The organism is Glutamicibacter sp. 2E12, from assembly GCF_050030965.1.
Lineage (GTDB): Bacteria > Actinomycetota > Actinomycetes > Actinomycetales > Micrococcaceae > Glutamicibacter.
The window spans coordinates 1,512,827-1,528,956 of record NZ_CP188297.1; the positions used below are offsets into that span (position 1 = coordinate 1,512,827).

Annotated in this window: 16 protein-coding genes, 3 tRNA genes and 1 riboswitch; of the genes, 4 read left to right on the forward strand and 15 right to left on the reverse strand. The window is 58.9% G+C overall.

From position 1 onward, the window contains the following. Positions 1 to 194 precede the first annotated feature (194 nt). Positions 195 to 452 (forward strand): cell division protein CrgA, encoded by a 258-nt coding sequence (locus tag ACP3TE_RS07080; protein WP_105658678.1) that lies wholly within the window; start codon positions 195 to 197, stop codon positions 450 to 452. 60 nt (positions 453 to 512) lie between these two features. On the opposite strand, the gene ACP3TE_RS07085 is transcribed toward ACP3TE_RS07080, so the two are convergent. Beyond that, positions 513 to 830 carry a DMT family transporter gene (locus tag ACP3TE_RS07085; protein ID WP_105658679.1) on the reverse strand — a complete coding sequence of 106 codons (318 nt, stop codon included), beginning with the start codon at positions 828 to 830 and terminating at the stop codon, positions 513 to 515. A gap of 11 nt (positions 831 to 841) precedes the next feature. After that, positions 842 to 907: riboswitch (guanidine-III (ykkC-III) riboswitch) on the reverse strand. Between the two features lie 5 nt (positions 908 to 912). Then, a complete protein-coding gene (locus tag ACP3TE_RS07090) occupies positions 913 to 1,791 on the reverse strand; it encodes an ArgP/LysG family DNA-binding transcriptional regulator (RefSeq protein ID WP_105658680.1) in 879 nt (292 codons plus the stop codon). A gap of 77 nt (positions 1,792 to 1,868) precedes the next feature. On the opposite strand from ACP3TE_RS07090, the gene ACP3TE_RS07095 reads away from it, so the two are divergent. Next, on the forward strand, positions 1,869 to 2,486 hold the full coding sequence (locus ACP3TE_RS07095; RefSeq protein WP_105658681.1) for a LysE/ArgO family amino acid transporter: 618 nt from the start codon (positions 1,869 to 1,871) through the stop codon (positions 2,484 to 2,486). Between the two features lie 481 nt (positions 2,487 to 2,967). On the opposite strand, the gene ACP3TE_RS07100 is transcribed toward ACP3TE_RS07095, so the two are convergent. Together ACP3TE_RS07100 and ACP3TE_RS07105 are read right to left on the reverse strand one after the other, a co-directional pair. Further along, the gene (locus ACP3TE_RS07100; protein WP_166650743.1) at positions 2,968 to 3,687 is read right to left on the reverse strand and encodes a rhomboid family intramembrane serine protease; all 720 of its coding nucleotides are present in this window, start codon (positions 3,685 to 3,687) and stop codon (positions 2,968 to 2,970) included. A 237-nt stretch (positions 3,688 to 3,924) separates the two neighbouring features. Then, the gene (locus tag ACP3TE_RS07105) at positions 3,925 to 4,470 is read right to left on the reverse strand and encodes a peptidylprolyl isomerase (protein WP_105658683.1); all 546 of its coding nucleotides are present in this window, start codon (positions 4,468 to 4,470) and stop codon (positions 3,925 to 3,927) included. A gap of 171 nt (positions 4,471 to 4,641) precedes the next feature. Here ACP3TE_RS07105 and ACP3TE_RS07110 point away from each other — a divergent pair, with 171 nt between their 5' ends. Then, positions 4,642 to 4,848, forward strand: a complete 207-nt coding sequence (locus ACP3TE_RS07110) for a hypothetical protein (RefSeq protein ID WP_105658684.1) — start codon at positions 4,642 to 4,644, stop codon at positions 4,846 to 4,848. A 6-nt stretch (positions 4,849 to 4,854) separates the two neighbouring features. Here ACP3TE_RS07110 and ACP3TE_RS07115 read toward each other — a convergent pair whose 3' ends face one another. Next, positions 4,855 to 5,721: a DMT family transporter gene (locus ACP3TE_RS07115; protein WP_105658702.1), complete on the reverse strand. Its 867-nt coding sequence runs from the start codon at positions 5,719 to 5,721 to the stop codon at positions 4,855 to 4,857. Positions 5,722 to 5,851: 130 nt separating this feature from the next. After that, a complete protein-coding gene (locus tag ACP3TE_RS07120) occupies positions 5,852 to 6,823 on the reverse strand; it encodes a bile acid:sodium symporter family protein (protein WP_426735867.1) in 972 nt (323 codons plus the stop codon). A 109-nt stretch (positions 6,824 to 6,932) separates the two neighbouring features. Between ACP3TE_RS07120 and ACP3TE_RS07125 the strand changes: the two genes are divergently transcribed. Further along, positions 6,933 to 8,075, forward strand: a complete 1,143-nt coding sequence (locus ACP3TE_RS07125; RefSeq protein WP_400341851.1) for a glycosyltransferase family 4 protein — start codon at positions 6,933 to 6,935, stop codon at positions 8,073 to 8,075. Between the two features lie 67 nt (positions 8,076 to 8,142). Here the strand turns inward: ACP3TE_RS07125 and ACP3TE_RS07130 are convergent. From ACP3TE_RS07130 to recF, 9 genes are all read right to left on the reverse strand, one after another. Continuing rightward, positions 8,143 to 8,215: transfer RNA gene (locus ACP3TE_RS07130), tRNA-Ala, on the reverse strand. 95 nt (positions 8,216 to 8,310) lie between these two features. Continuing rightward, positions 8,311 to 8,383: transfer RNA gene (locus tag ACP3TE_RS07135), tRNA-Ala, on the reverse strand. 7 nt (positions 8,384 to 8,390) lie between these two features. Then, on the reverse strand, positions 8,391 to 8,510 hold the full coding sequence (locus ACP3TE_RS07140) for a DLW-39 family protein (protein ID WP_219844366.1): 120 nt from the start codon (positions 8,508 to 8,510) through the stop codon (positions 8,391 to 8,393). Between the two features lie 31 nt (positions 8,511 to 8,541). Then, a tRNA-Ile gene (locus ACP3TE_RS07145) sits at positions 8,542 to 8,615 on the reverse strand. A gap of 122 nt (positions 8,616 to 8,737) precedes the next feature. Continuing rightward, the gene (locus ACP3TE_RS07150; protein WP_105658687.1) at positions 8,738 to 9,346 is read right to left on the reverse strand and encodes a DUF3566 domain-containing protein; all 609 of its coding nucleotides are present in this window, start codon (positions 9,344 to 9,346) and stop codon (positions 8,738 to 8,740) included. Continuing rightward, entirely contained in the window at positions 9,343 to 11,970 is a 2,628-nt protein-coding gene (gene gyrA / locus ACP3TE_RS07155) for a DNA gyrase subunit A (protein WP_105658688.1), read from the reverse strand. Before gyrA ends, ACP3TE_RS07150 begins: the two co-directional genes overlap by 4 nt. Before the next feature lie 58 nt (positions 11,971 to 12,028). Next, on the reverse strand, positions 12,029 to 14,032 hold the full coding sequence (gene gyrB, locus ACP3TE_RS07160; RefSeq protein ID WP_402741640.1) for a DNA topoisomerase (ATP-hydrolyzing) subunit B: 2,004 nt from the start codon (positions 14,030 to 14,032) through the stop codon (positions 12,029 to 12,031). A gap of 342 nt (positions 14,033 to 14,374) precedes the next feature. Further along, positions 14,375 to 14,932 carry a DUF721 domain-containing protein gene (locus ACP3TE_RS07165; protein ID WP_105658690.1) on the reverse strand — a complete coding sequence of 186 codons (558 nt, stop codon included), beginning with the start codon at positions 14,930 to 14,932 and terminating at the stop codon, positions 14,375 to 14,377. After that, a complete protein-coding gene (gene recF / locus ACP3TE_RS07170; RefSeq protein ID WP_105658691.1) occupies positions 14,925 to 16,088 on the reverse strand; it encodes a DNA replication/repair protein RecF in 1,164 nt (387 codons plus the stop codon). The genes ACP3TE_RS07165 and recF overlap by 8 nt, the downstream gene beginning before the upstream one ends. Positions 16,089 to 16,130 lie beyond the last annotated feature (42 nt).

A 16,130-nucleotide genomic window follows, 5' to 3' on the forward strand; every position in this document is an offset into this window, starting at 1 on the left:
ATGCGCGAAATAGGTCAACTAAGATGGGTCGATACTGGCCAAAACCCAGAGTTCCAGCGGGTAACGGCTAGTATGGAAGCTACGTAGGAATGCACTAAGCAGTTCTCAGCATTCTTGCACCCAAGCCTACCGGGAAGACCTGAAGGTCACCCACATTTACTACATTAAGCAGATGAAGCCGAGGGAGCATTCGAGTGCCGGAGTCAAAGCCACGACGCAAGAAGAATTCACAGCCGCAGGAGACGCGCCAGAGCGCCCATGCCATCGATAAGCCGATGCCGGGCTGGTACAAGCCAGTCATGTTCGGACTGATGCTTCTGGGCTTGCTGTGGATCATCGTTTATTACGTTTCGCAGACCCTGTACCCGATTCCGAATATCGGCGGTTGGAACATCGTTGTCGGCTTCGGTATTGCGATGGTCGGCTTTTTCATGACAACGGGCTGGAAATAGCCGTATCGCCGGCCCCCTGCTGAGGGGGCCGGCGAAGTTGTTTAATGGCGGCTTTTGATATTAGTGGCTGACGGCTTTCAAGCCGATGATGCAACCAACCAATCCGAGAATGAAGACCATCTTCAGTACGCTGAAGGCTTCCTGTCCGGTGGCCATCGAGTAAATGACGGCAAGCGAGGCTCCGATGCCTACCCAGATGGCATATGCAGTGCCGACGGGAATTTCCTTCATGGCGTAGGCCAGTCCACCCATGGACACAACCAGCGCCGCGAAGAAGACGATGGTCGGAACGAGTTTGGAGAACCCCTCGCTCATGCCAAGAGCGATGGCCCATACCGCTTCGAATAGTCCGGAAACGATCAAAATTACCCAATGCATGCCAGATACTTTCTGGCCGTCTTGTCGCGCTCCGGGTACGGCTCCCTCGTCCGGGTCCAAGCAATGATTGCTGGTGACCACCTCAGGCTAGCAAATGCAGGCCTTGCTGTCTCGCGGCTGTGACCAAAATGCCACCTATCCTCGCGAGGATCTGCGAGTCCACAGCCCAGCGCTGAAAATACAGTGGCACATCGATAAACCATTGCTCGTTGAGTACCTGCAGCCCGCTGGCTTTCTGCAGCTGCGTTTCTGGAATCATCCCCCACCCCATCCCCGCTTCTATGGCCGCAACGAACTGCATGGAATCTGGAACATGGTGGACTTGGCCTTCCGGTCGCGCTTTAGCCCCGGCAACCCGCTGGAGCATCTCATGCTGCAAGGGATCCTCACGATCGAAGACCACCATCGGAGTGCGAATGAGCTCTTCCACGGCCCCAGTAGGTACATGGCGTTGGACCACCGAAGCTTGCGCGGCTGCGCGATAGCGCAGTGCACCCAGTTTGTCACTGATGCAACCCTGGATATTCTCCTCCGCATTGGTGACCACGGCGCTGACGCGACCGGTTCGAAGTAGCTCCAGTCCCCTGTTTTCATCGGTACGCACTATTTCACAGGAGAGGTCTTCGAACTTCGCGAGCTCGTAGAATACCGGACCGAACCAAGTGGAGAGCGAATCCGCGTTGACTCCAATGGCGATCGGGATCGGATTTTCGGAGGCTATCTCTTTGGAGAACTCTGCACTGAGCAGCGTCATCTGTCGCGCATAGCGCAGAACTTTCAGTCCATGCTCGGTAGGCCTAACCGGGCGACTGCGGACGAGCAGGACTGCGCCCAGGCGGTTCTCCAAGGCCTTGATGCGCTGGCTGACGGCCGAAGCGGTCACTCCCAGATCAATCGAGGCATCATCGAAGCTTCCCGCATCAACTACCGCAAGCAGGGTTTCGAGGTGTTCCACATCCATGTTCACATTAGGAACTCTAATCTAGAATCAGAAACTTTAAGTTCGACGCAGATCAGCTAATCTCTTACAGTTTCTACATGCTCTCTGGATCCTTGTTCTTCGGCTTTACCACTGGCCTGTCCCTCATCGTCGCCATCGGTGCGCAAAATGCGTTTGTGCTGCGCCAGGGAATCAGGAAAGAGCATGTTTTCATCACCGCTTTGGTGTGCTCATTATCAGATGCGATCCTGATTGCCGCCGGAGCCAGCGGCATGGGAGCGCTTGTCGACCGAGCGCCCTGGATATTGGTGATTGCGCGAATAGGCGGTTTCATCTTCCTGGCAAGCTACGCGATTTTCGCTTTCCGCCGAGCACTGAAGCCCGAGGCGCTGAAAGTCTCAGGGCTCCCCGGTGCAACAACAGCCGTCTCGATCATCGGAACGACGTTGGCCCTCACCTGGCTGAATCCACATGTCTATATCGACACGGTACTGCTTCTTGGTTCAATTGCTACTTCCCAAGCCGCAGGCGCACCCTATTTCGCCACTGGTGCGATCATTGCCAGCTTCACTTGGTTCTTCGCACTTGCCTACGCCGCACGTTTCCTTGCCCCGCTCTTTGCCAACCCCAAGGCGTGGCAGGTACTTGATGTACTTATCGGAATCGTCATGCTCATCTTTGCCAGCATGCTGATCCTGCCAGTTCTCACCAAGTAATCCACAGGCAAACACGCTTATCCACAGTGACTGTGAACAACTTTTATAAACAGTTGTTCACAAAGTTATCCACAGCTGGGGAGAACTTGGGTAGAGTTCACGATTTTTCGGATAAAGTACAGGTCAACGGGGATATTGGAAACTGAAATGACATGCTTGTAAGTTATTAACACTGTGGATTCCGGCTGTGGATAAGGCGTGATTCCGCTTATTGAACCGTGATTCTCATGATTCGTTTAAACTTTCGAACCCGAAGTTATTAACAGTCGGTGGATTCGTATATGCACTATCTACAGGGGTTGTTAAAAAGTTATCCACAACTGGGGACAAGGTTGTGAGTATTGGGTGCTCCAAGGCGAATATCCCTGATATAACGGGGTCTTGGGGCTGTTAATAACCACTAGGCCTCGAGAGTTACACGCTTGTAAGTTATTAACAGTGTGGATAAGCAGTGTGGATAACTGCATTGCTTCTTTTCGAACTATCCCAAGGGCCACTTCACTGCTTCCGTGGAGAGGTAAAGGGCTGCCAGCAACGCAATCGACAAGGCCGTGAGTAAAAGTATCTGGTTACGCGCACGCTGTGGATTACTTCGCGGGATCAGCACAATGCAGCAGGCTGCGAGGATACCCAATATCGCTCCGCCCAGATGCCCCTGCCACGAAATACTGGGAATAACGAAGCCGAGAACGACATTCAGCGCCAGGATAATTCCCATGGAGCGAAGTGCCTGCTTGTTGGACCGGAACACTACGAAAGTTGCGAGGAACAAGCCTGCCAGTGCGCCCGAAGCGCCGAGCGTGGCGCTGATCGGGTTGCTCAGCAGGAGAACGCCTAGTGAACCGCCAAAAGCGCTGAGCAGGTATAGCCAGGTGAAGCGCAGCCGTCCCATCCTTGGTTCGAGCATGGTGCCGAAGATGTAGACGCCGTACATGTTCATGGCAAGGTGCAAGAAGGAGCTCGTGGAGTGGGCAAAGGCGCTGGTGATCAGGCGCCATGGCTCATAGGCGGCCAGAGCCGGCGCAAGTACAAGCTGATTGGTGAATCCAGGGATGATCCACTGCAGCAGATACACCAGCACGTTCAGGCCGATGAAAGTGTAGGTGATAACAGGAGCACCGGATCGAGCCCGGCCACCGAATTGGGTCTTCTGCCGCGGCAGGTTCTTATTGGCTTGCGCGACGCAGTCTACGCATTGCACACCTACAGGCGCAGAGACCTGGCACTGCGGGCAGACCGGACGTCCGCACCGGTGGCATGAAACATAGGACACCGTCTGCGAGTGTCGATAGCACGTCGGAGTTGCTTGGCCCTCTGGGAAAACCTGTCCAAAGGACATCAGTACCTGCCTTGAGTTGGGGGAGAAGGATTAAATACTCGAGGCCCCGACAATGCCGCTAGGGAATCGTCAGAGCCTCGGGTTGGTGCGCCTGTGTTGTTACAGGGTCTCGATGTCGACCGAGTTGATAACAACGTCTTCCAGTGGCTTGTCACGGCCATCGGTAGCAACGGCGTTCAGCGCGTCAACGATCTTGCGCGAGTCAGCGTCAAGGACTTCACCGAAGATGGTGTGCTTGCCCTGCAGCCAGGTGGTAGGAACGGTGGTGATGAAGAACTGCGAACCGTTGGTTCCACGGCCCATGCGGATGCCCGCGTTGGCCATGGCCAGCTTGTAAGGCTCGTTGAAGTTCAGTTCTGGGTGGATCTCATCATCGAACTGGTAGCCTGGGCCGCCGAAGCCCTGGCCCAGTGGGTCGCCACCCTGAATCATGAAATCAGAAATGATGCGGTGGAAGATGGTTCCGCTGTACAGCGGGGTGTTGGTCTTCTTGTCACCGGATTCTGGGTGTACCCACTCCTGCTCACCGGTCGAGAGGCCAACGAAGTTCTTTACGGTCTTTGGTGCGTGGTTGCCGAAGAGATCGACAACGATATCGCCCAAAGTAGTGTGAATCGTGGCTTTATGAGTTGCGTTTGCGGTCATGCCTTCATTCTTCCATGATCTATGCTCGACCCGCTAAATACTGACGTACGCGTTGAGAGAAAATTTGGACCATTCTTAGGTTGCTTGTCCGATACTGCTGGCCACTGGGCATAGAACTGCCTAGTCTTGAACTGTCGGTTAGCGTGAATTTTTTCGGATCGGGAGCAATGCATGAGCAAGAAGAGCAAAGCAGGAAAAGTACTAGCCGTTGGCTTGATTGCGGGACTTGTCGCAGTGCTGGTAGCCGTGTGGAAGGCCTCGAAACCAATTGAGGATCCATGGGAAAACGAACCACTTCCTGCACAACCGCACGAGCCTGTTGAATCGCGTGAAGCCAGCGTGGAAGAAATCCGCGAAATCCTCGAAGATGACAAATAAAGCCGTCTAGGCTGCTTTTGGTTGGGCTTGCCCTCGAATCACGAGGGCAAGCCCAACAAGTATCACGGCCAACCCGGCATAGGTAGCGATAGGAACTACCTGCCCCAAGAACATTGCCGCTAGGATTGCCGCGCCAGGAATCTCGAGCAGAATCAGCGTCGAGACCGTGAGCGGACCGAGCACGCTGAGCAAATGATTCATGGCGGTATGGCCAAAGATCTGCGCGCAAAGCGTCAGCAGAATGATCGCCATCCATCCTCGGGCGTCGAAACCCCAAATCGGCGTTCCAGTCAGGAAACACAGGATTAGCAGCACTGCGGCGGTAATGGCATAGCAGCTCGAGGCATACGTTGTAGTTCCCAAGGTCCTGCGAGCCACGGATCCGGCCAGCGTGTACACAGCGGCCAAGACGCCACCGGCTAGTGCCAAGAGGTCGCCAATGATGGCATCACGTCCCAGCCCCATGTCGAATCCCGTGATGATGATTGCACCAAGCAGCGCAATGCCCATGCCAAGGAAAACCTGCGTTCGATATTTGGTTCCGCGAAGAACCTGGTAAATCGCGATCCAGACACCTTGGATGCACACCAGTGCCGTTCCAGCAGCCACGCTGGTTAGTCGCATCGAATACATGAAGCACACGAAATGCAGTGCGAGAGCTACACCTGCTACCCCGGTGAAGAACCATTCTCGCCCGGTCATCTGCAGATAAGCTTTGGAGTTCTTTCGCAGTGCCGGTGCGCTGAGCGCGGCCGCCGCAGCTCCATTGCGCCAAAAGGCCATGGAGAGAACCGGGACACCAGGGAAGGCGGCAATAATGGGGCCAGATGCCGAAATCCCGAGAATTCCGACCAAGGCAAGCAAGATGGTCACCAACCAAGGTTACAGTTTCCCAGCGCATGGGCTTCATTCGAACTTGGAACGTGCCGGATCCGGCGAATACTTGGACAGATCAAGATATTCTTATGATGGAATACTTTTATCCGTGCCCGCACTCTTCGAGCTATTTAGCGTCTTTTCTCCGCCAATAAGCTGCGATCAATGCGCCGGACAAGTTATGCCAAACAGAGAATACGGCACCTGGCAGAGCGGCTTCAGGCGAGAAGTATTGCTTCGCTAGCCCACCGGCGAGGCCTGAATTCTGCATGCCGACTTCGATGGCGATTGTTCGCCGGGAAGCTTCGGGAACGCGCAACAGGACACCCATGGCATACCCCAAAGCCAGGCCCAGGGCATTATGCAAAATGACCGCAACCAGGACCAGCAGGCCAGCAGTCAAAATCGTCTGTGCACTGCCCGCGACGATGACCGTCACCACGAAGGTGATGGCTAGTACCGACAGCCATGGCAGCACACCACCGATCTTCGCCACGAACTGGTTGAACAGCATGCGCAGGACGATGCCTAGGACCACAGGGATCAGTACGATCTTGATGACGCTGACGGCCATGGATCCAGCATCGACCGGCATGTACTGGCCAGCCAGCCACAAGGCCAGCGCCGGGGTCAGCAGCGGTGCGAGCAAGGTCGACACGGACGTCATGGCAACGGACAGGGCGACATTGCCTCGAGCCAGGTAGGAAACCACATTCGATGCCGTGCCTCCTGGTGCGCAGCCAACCAGGATCAGGCCGGCGGCCAAGGCAGGTTCAAGCTGCAGCAGCGTGGCGACCAGCCAGCCCATGGATGGCATCAGGATGAACTGCGCTGCGACACCGCCGAGCACCGGCAACGGGTTCTTGAACACCAGGGCGAAGTCTGGCAAGGTCAGCGTCAGCCCCATGCAGAACATGATCACCATCAGGAGGGGATTTATCCATCCGGAAAACCCCACGAACGCTTGGGGAACGAACATTCCGCACAGTCCGCCCAGCAAAATCAGCACAGGGAAGAGCAGTACCGCGATGCGGGAGTCTTTTTCGTTCTTGTTGGCATTTACCGCCACGGCGGAAGGGCTGGACTGTTCATAGGGCACCTAGGTATTTTGCCACTAAAGAGTTGCGGCCACAACGAGACAGCTGAAGTTAATCCACTACCCTTGTCATATTCACTTGCGTGTAATTGACGAAAAGCATGCTGAAGATGTGAAGGTAGCAATCGTCGCTGAATCGTTCCTTCCCCATTTCAATGGGGTCACCAACTCAATCCTCAAGACGCTGGATCACCTCAGGCAGACTGGCCAGGAGGCCGTGGTCATTACCCCTGCAGGCTCGCTGGCAGGGGAGCTGTCGGGCCATGGCGTGCCAAAGCTCTATCAGGGCTTCAAGATCCTCACAGTTCCGTCGATGCCTTTGGCAAGCTATCCCGAGGTTCGGGTCGCTACCACCAGTGTGGCGCGCCTGCGCAAGATGCTGGCTCGAGAGCGCGTCGACGTAGTTCATCTGGCTAGCCCGTTCATCCTTGGATGGCAGGCTCTGCGCGCTGCACAGGAACTCGAATTGCCCACCGTGGCGCTGTATCAGACCGAGGTTCCCAGCTACGCGGCACGCTACAAAATGCCGTGGCTGACGCAGAGGCTCTGGGAGCACGTCAGAGCGATCCACACGGGTGCGGACCTCACTCTGGTTCCAAGCACGTTTTCCTACCACCAGCTCGAATCTCTGGGCGTTCCGCGGCTTGCCATTTCAGGCAGGGGAGTAGATACAGCGCAGTTCACGCCAAGACGGCGAAGCGAGCAGTTCAGGCAGGCGGTTGCCCCGAATGACGAGGTAGTCATTGGCTACGTCGGCCGGCTGGCAGCAGAGAAGCAGGTCGCGGACCTGCAGGCCCTGGCGAGTCTTGAGAATACTCGGCTGGTGATCGTCGGTTCCGGCCCACTCGAGGACGAACTGCGCAGCCTTTTGCCCAACGCCCACTTCACCGGTTTCCTTTCCGGGGAACGCTTGGCCGAGGTCATGGCTTCGATGGACATCTTTGTGCATCCTGGCGCCTCAGAGACCTTTTGCCAGACCATTCAGGAAGCCATGGCCTGTGGTGTGCCTGTCGTGGCCGTAGGCCGTGGGGGACCGCTGGATCTGGTGGATTCCTCGCGCACGGGCTGGCTCTATCAGCCAGGAAACCTTAGTGAGCTGCGCAGTCGGGTCAGCGACTTGGCCTATGACGATGCGAAACGGCTGGCTTTTGCCAGCGCTGCGCTTAGCAGTGTCCAGGATCGGTCCTGGCACAGCATTGGCGAGCAGCTTATTGGACACTATGAGCATGTCCGGATGGCCCGGATCCCGCACTAGCGAAATAGAATTTTCTTCTGGATACGCAAAAGGCGGAAAGTTTTCACTTTCCGCCTTTTGGCAAATGTGGAGCCTAGGAGAATCGAACTCCTGACATTCTGCTTGCAAAGCAGACGCTCTACCAACTGAGCTAAGGCCCCGTATTCAATTTTGAAGTTTCCACTCCAAGACCAATCCAACCGGATCAATCAAAAAGAATTAGCGGAAAGTTTTCACTTTCCGCCACTTTCTTTTGTGGAGCCTAGGAGAATCGAACTCCTGACATTCTGCTTGCAAAGCAGACGCTCTACCAACTGAGCTAAGGCCCCAAAAGCTTTAGGAAACTTTATCGGCTACCTGATGCCAGGTTTCCTTCGTTTCCGACGAAGCCTTCGCTTTCTTGACCAAGACTACTGCAGCAGCCGCGATCGATGCGAGAACCAGGAACTTTTTCATTACTCCCTCTTTCTCTCCAGCAAGGTTTCCGTGGGCGTACCAAGACTTGAACTTGGGACCTCTTCGTTATCAGCGAAGCGCTCTAACCGCCTGAGCTATACGCCCTTGCTTTTGTTTTTGTTCCCTTCGGAACGAAATAAAACTTTACCGGTGTTCTCCCAAAGATACAAATCGAGCCCGGGTGTCATGCATCACAGCATGAATCCCGGGCTCGACTTGGGGTGTTCCTAGTCGTCGGTGAGGGTCACTCCGGCTCCGCCGACCAGTGAAGCAGCAATGTTGTACAGCACCGCGCCAAGCATGGAGACCACGGAAATTACCACTACGTTCACCACTGCGATGATCGTCGCGTAGGAAGCCACCTGGCCCAGCGACATGGTGTCGCGCAGGTCGAAGTTGCCGTCGGCGCCAATGGCCTCGCGCATCAGCTGGTTGAACGCATCAAAGGTTCCGGTCAGATCCAAGACAGCCCAGATGCCCACGGCGGCAACCACGGTGATCACACCGAAAGCTACCGAGAGCAGGAAGGCCAGCTTCAGAACCGAGAAGGGCTCCACCTTGGAAACCAGCAGGCGGGCCTTGCGGACCTTCGCCTTGGGCGCTGGACGAACCAGGCGATCCTGGCCATTGGCCGGACGCTGCTGGCTGGTTGGGCGCTGCGGCGCTCCTGTCGGGCGCTGGCCCGCTGGACGTGCCTGGCCTGCTGCTGGTCGTGCGCCGGCGCTAGCCGGACGGGCGCCAGTACCGGTCGGAGCTGGACGCTTTACCTGGGTAGGTCGCGGCGCTGCGCTCTTCGGGGCACCGCCGCTGGGGCGTGGCGTCGAGGGCGTGCTCATGCGTTACCTCCGTTAGTGTTGTCATCATTTTCCGCGCCGGATTCGTTTTCTGGCACAGCCGATGACTCATCGATCGTGTTTTCTGCGTCCAACGTTACGGCATCTTCCTCCAAGTTCTCTTCGAGCTCAGTCTCAGAGTTCTTGGCAACCGCAAGGATCCGGTCCTTCTTGTCCGGCTTGGCGAAGATGACGCCCATCGTGTCGCGGCCCTTGGAAGGAACCTGCGAAACGGCCGAGCGGACCACCTTGCCCGAGCCCATCACCACCAAGACCTCATCGGTCTCGTCGACGATCAGCGCGCCAACCAGCTCACCGCGTTCCTCGTTGAGCTTGGCCACCTTAATGCCCAAACCACCGCGGGATTGCACACGGTATTCCTCGACGGTGGTGCGCTTGGCGTAGCCCTCGTTGGTCACGGTGAAGACATAGGAGCCTTCGCGGACCACATCGGCTGCCAGCAGTTCATCGTCTTCGCGGAACTTCATACCGGTCACGCCCGAGGTTGCACGGCCCATGGGGCGCAGCGCGGTATCGGTGGCGGTGAAGCGGACCGACTGGCCCTTGCGTGAGACGAGCATCACGTCATCGGATTCGCTGACCAGCTGCGCGGAGACCAGTTCATCGTCCTCGCGCAGGTTGATCGCGATCACGCCGGCGGTGCGGTTGGTGTCGTAATCCTCCAGGCGAGTCTTCTTGACCAAGCCGTTGCGGGTAGCCAGCATCAGGTAGGCCGCATCCTGGTAGGTGCGCAGGTCCAGCACCTGGGCAATGTGCTCGTCCGGCTGGAAGGCCATCACGTTGGCTACGTGCTGGCCCTTGGCATCGCGGCCGGCCTCGGCCAGCTCGTAGCACTTGGTGCGGTAAACCCGGCCGTGGTTGGTGAAGAACAGCAGCCAGTTGTGGGTCGAGGTGACGAAGAAGTGCTCCACCACGTCGTCCCCGCGCAGGTTCGCGCCCTTGATGCCCTTGCCGCCACGTGCCTGCGAACGGTAGTTGTCGATGCGGGTGCGCTTGACGTAGCCGCCGCGGGTGATGGTGACGACCATTTCCTCTTCGGGAATCAGGTCTTCGACGCTCATGTCGCCGTCGTAGCCCATCAGCACCTTGGTACGGCGCTCGTCCCCGTGCTTGTCGACGATTTCCTGCAGTTCTTCGGAGACGATCTGGCGCTGGCGTGCCGGATCGGCGATGATCGCCTGGAATTCGGCGATCATGCGCTCGAGCTCGGCATGGCGATCCTGGATCTTCTGGCGCTCGAGGGCGGCCAGGCGGCGCAGCTGCATGTCGAGGATGGCGCGGGACTGCGCCTCGTCGATGTCCAGCAGCTCCATCAGCCCGTCGCGCGCCGCCTCGGTGGTAGCCGAGCGGCGAATCAGGGCGATGACCTCGTCCAGGGCATCCAGGGCCTTGAGCAGGCCGCGCAGGATGTGGGCTTCTTCCTCGGCCTTCTTCAGGCGGTATTCAGTACGGCGGACGATCACTTCGATCTGGTGGGTGACCCAGTGGCGGATGAATCCATCCAGCGGCAGGGTGCGCGGCACCCCGTCGACGATCGCGAGCATGTTGGCCGAGAAGTTGGACTGCAGCTCGGTGTGCTTGTACAGGTTGTTCAGCACTACCTTGGCCACGGCATCGCGCTTGAGCACGATGACCAGGCGCTGGCCGGTGCGGCCCGAGGTCTCGTCGCGCATGTCGGCGATGCCGGCGATCTTGCCGTCGCGGACCAGTTCGGCGATCTTCACCGCGAGGTTATCCGGGTTGGCCATGTACGGCAGTTCGGTGACCACCAGGCAGGTGCGTCCCTGGATTTCCTCCACGTTGACCACTGCGCGCATGGTGATCGAGCCGCGGCCGGTGCGGTAGGCATCGGCGATGCCCTTGGTGCCCAGGATCATGGCGCCGGATGGGAAGTCCGGGCCCTTCACGCGCAGCATCAGCTCGGCGAGCAGCTCCTCGCGCGAAACTTCCGGGTTCTTCAAGTACCACTGCACGCCCTCGGCGACTTCGCGCAGGTTGTGCGGCGGGATGTTGGTGGCCATGCCCACGGCGATGCCGGAGGAGCCGTTGACCAAAAGGTTGGGGAAACGCGCCGGAAGAACCGTTGGTTCCTGGTTCTTGCCGTCGTAGTTGTCCTGGAAATCAACGGTGTTCTCGTTGATGTCGCGGACCATTTCCATGGCCAGCGGGGCCATCTTGGTTTCGGTGTAACGCTGGGCGGCGGCGCCGTCGTTGCCCGGGGAGCCGAAGTTGCCCTGGCCCAGGGCCAGCGGGTAGCGCATGACCCAGTCCTGGATCAGGCGGACCAGCGCATCGTAGATCGCGGTGTCGCCGTGCGGGTGGTACTGGCCCATGACTTCGCCGACCACGCGGGCGCACTTGTTGTACGAGCGCTCAGGGCGGTAGCCGCCGTCGTACATTGCGTACAGCACGCGGCGGTGCACCGGCTTCAGGCCATCGCGCACATCCGGCAGCGCGCGGCCGACAATAACGGCCATGGCGTAGTCGAGGTACGAACGCTGCATTTCGGTCTGCAGGTCGATCTGGTCGATGCGACCGCCTTCTGGGACCGGCTCGATGATCTCGCCGTCCATTGGTGCGTTCTCAGGGGTTTGCTCGTCGCTCAATTTCTTCCCTTACAAGTCAAAAAAGTCTTCGGTGGATATCTGTGGTGGCGGCGGCCGGCTAGATATCCAGGAAGCGCACGTCCTTGGCGTTCTGCTGGATGAAGTTACGGCGGGACTCGACGTCCTCGCCCATCAGCACGGAGAACACCTCGTCCGCGGCGGCCGCGTCATCCATGGTGACCTGGCGCAGCGTACGGTGCTCCGGATCCATGGTGGTGTCCCACAGTTCCGAGTAGTCCATCTCGCCCAGGCCCTTGTAGCGCTGGATGCCGTTGTCCTTGGGCAGGCGCTTGTTGGCGGCCTGGCCGGCAAGCAGCTCCTGGTCGCGTTCCTTGTCGGTGAACACGTAGTCATGCGGCGCATTGGACCACTTGATGCGGTACAGCGGCGGGGCTGCCAGGTAGACGTAGCCGTGCTCGATCAGCGGGCGCATGAAGCGGAAGATCAAGGTCAGCAGCAGCGTGGTGATGTGCTGGCCGTCCACGTCGGCATCGGCCATCAGCACGATCTTGTGGTAGCGCAGCTTGGCCATGTCGAACTCTTCGCCGATGCCGGTGCCGAAGGCGGTGATCATCGCCTGCACTTCGGCATTGCCCAGCGCGCGGTCCAGGCGGGCACGTTCCACGTTCAGGATCTTGCCGCGCAGCGGCAGGATGGCCTGGGTGTGCGGGTCGCGTCCGCGCTTGGCGGAGCCGCCTGCGGAGTCGCCCTCCACGATGAACACTTCGCACTCGGCAGGGTTCTTCGAGGAGCAGTCCGAGAGCTTGCCCGGCATGCCGAAGGATTCCATCGGCGACTTGCGGCGGGCGTTGTCGCGGGCCTTGCGGGCGGCCATGCGGGCCTGCGAAGCCAGTTGGGCCTTGCGGATGATGTCGCGGGCCACGTTCGGGTTGCGCTCGAACCAGTCGCCCAGTTCCTCGTTGACCACGCCCTGGACGAAGCCTCGGGCCATCGAGTTGCCCAGCTTGGTCTTGGTCTGGCCCTCGAACTGGGGCTCGGAGAGCTTGACCGAAATCACGGCGGTCAACCCTTCGCGGGCGTCCTCGCCGGTGAGGTTGTCGTCCTTTTCGCGCAGGATCTTGTTATCGCGTGCGTAGCGGTTGAGCAGGCCGGTCAGGGCCGCGCGGAAGCCCTCTTCGTGGGTGCCGCCTTCATGGGTGTTGATGGTGTTCGCGTAGGTGTGCACGGATTCGGCGTAGGCGCTGGTCCACTGCATCGCGATTTCCAGGCTGATGCCGCGGGTAGCATCTTCGGATTCGAAGGCGATGACCTCGTCGTGGACCAGTTCGATCTTCTTGGCGGCGTTCAGGTGCTTGACGTAGTCCAGCAGGCCGTCCTTGTACAGGTAGTCCACCGTGCGCGGCTTGACTACCTGGTTCTCGATTTCCTCCTCGACCTCGGCCTCGGGCTCTTCGTTGTCCTGCACTCGCTCATCGGTGAGGGTGATGCGCAGGCCCTTGTTCAGGAAGGCCATCTGCTGGAAACGGGCGCGAAGCGTCTCGAAATCGAATTCGGTGGTCTCGAAGATTTCCGGATCCGGGTAGAAGGTCTGGCTGGTGCCGGTCAGCTCGGTTTCTTCGCCCTTGGTCAGCTCCTGGACGGTGTGGCCGCCGTTGCCGAAGCCGATGCGCCACGCATGGCCCTGGCGGCGCACGATGGTGTCGACCTTCTCGGACAGGGCGTTCACCACGGAGATGCCCACACCGTGCAGGCCGCCGGAGACCGCGTAGCCGCCGCCGCCGAACTTGCCGCCTGCGTGCAGGATGGTCATGACAACCTCTACGGTTGGCTTGCCCTCGGTTGGGTGGATGTCTACTGGGATGCCGCGGCCGTTATCTTCACAGCGCACGCCGCCATCGGCCTGCAGCGTGACGTTGATGGTGTCGCAGTAGCCAGCCAGCGCCTCATCGACGGAGTTGTCGACGACTTCGTAGACCAAGTGGTGCAGGCCTCGAGGGCCGGTGGAACCGATGTACATGCCCGGGCGTTTGCGTACCGCTTCGAGTCCTTCGAGGACGGTAATATCCTGGGCGCCGTAAGTGTGTTCGACTTTGGAAGTCATCGATTCCGCGGGGGCTTGGCTTTCAGCCGGTTCCTGCGGTGAAGCATTTTCGGTAGACACGGGTGCTACGAACTCCTCGGATTTGGCGCGCGATTGCCCGCTGCGATGGATTCAGCGCGTCAGGCAATCATGGTCTGGAGGGACACCGCCCCGGGCAAGCCCGCAGCGGAGTCATTTCACTACCTCTAATTCTACCGCGTAGACCAAAATAAACGGTGGCTTTGAGGCCTAAATCGCCCACCAAAAGCTGCTAATTGACGTTCTGAGGCAGTTGGGGCGATCAAGTGTGGGGGGATCCACCCTCCGGGTCCGTGAGTGCGCCATATGCCGTGCCAGCAATTTCTACCCGTATGTGTCGCGTGGACCCCGGCCGGCCACCGAACGCATGCCATGGCGCCAGGAGGGAGCATTAGGCCCGAGCACCTTGATCACGGTGACGATCCCGGGACCCAACTCGGCATCGAATTTCTTCAGAATATCGTGGCTGAGCAGGCGCATTTGCGCAGCTCTCGCTGTTGTATCGCAGCGCATCACCACCACCGTGTCTTCAAAGGATTCCGGCTTGCAGTGCTTCGCGTTCTCCACGCCAATGATGTCGGGCCAGCGGCCGAGTACCGATCCGACCGCGACCTGGGTGTTCCAGCCGCGGGACTTGGACAAGCGGGAGACTACTTCGCCGATGGCGCGCGGATCGCGGATCGCCCCCTCGGCGGATTCCGGCTTTTCAGCGGCGAATCCGCGGCGGGCGGCTTTTCGCTTGCGCACTTTGTCCATGCGCGCCGCATCTATGCGCTTCTCGCCACGTTCTTCGGCGAGCTTCCGCATGCGGTTGAGCAGTGCTTTGGCCGCATCGATCTCTGGATCGAAGCGGTGTTCATCCCGTTCTGATGGCTCATGCATCGACAACCTGGCCAGGGGAGACCTGGAAGAAATGTCCCTTCAGTGCTTCTGGAACATCTTCGACAACGGCGGCGGTCACCAGAACCTGCTCGGCTCCGGCAACGATATGCGCCAAACGATCACGACGGGTGGTGTCCAGTTCGGCAAAGACATCATCAAGGATCAGGATGGGTCCGGAACCTGGGCGCGGATCGTCATCGCCGAAAACACGGTAGGCGGCAAGGCGCAGGGCCAGGGCAAAGGACCAGGTTTCCCCGTGCGAGGCATAGCCCTTGGCAGGGGTCGGTCCCAGGATCAGGGTCAGATCGTCCCGGTGCGGTCCAAAGAGCGAAATTCCGCGGTCGACTTCCCGACTGCGATTAACTTCAATGGCGTTCAGCAGCAGTTCCTGGATTTCTTCTTGGTCCAAGGATTCAAGGTCCTCTGCCGGAAGGCTGTTTTCATCGAGTTCGCCCTCGAGCGAGGACCGGTAGACGGCGCGCGCTTCCTTCGCGCCATCGGCCAAATCCGCGTAGGCGGCCTGCATGTACGGGCGAATCAAGGCCAGGACGTCAAGGCGTCCGCGGATCAATCGAGCGCCCGTCAAGGCCAACTGCAGATCCCAGGCCTTGAGGGTGTTTTCCTGCGAGGTGCTCAGCTTGGACTTGCCGCGGATGGATTTGAGCAGGGCATTGCGTTGCTTCACGATGCGGTCGTAGTCGTTCTTGGTGCCGGCTTCTACCGGGCGCAGGGCTACCAGGAGCTCGTCCAAGAACTTGCGGCGGTTGGACGGGTCGCCCTTGATCAGCGCCATGTCCTCCGGGGCGAAGAGCACGGTGCGCACCATGCCCAGGATCTCCCGAGCGCGAACCGGGTTGGCCCGGTTGATGCGGGCACGATTGATCTTGCCACTGGTGATTTCGACCTCGATCACTGTGGTTTGCGGGCCGCGATGCACGGTGCCGCGGATCAGCGCGCGCTCAGAACCGAAATGCAGCAAAGGGGCGTCATTGCTCACGCGATGCGAAGAGAGATTGGCCAAATAGCCAACGGACTCAACGATATTGGTTTTGCCGACGCCGTTGGGGCCGATCAGAACGTTGATCCCAGGGGCCAGGTGCACGTCGGCCTGCGCATACGAGCGGAAGCCCGTGAGTGAAAGCTGCGAGATATACACCGAGGTCCTGACAGAAAGAAGGTGGTGGATGGCTTTAGCCAT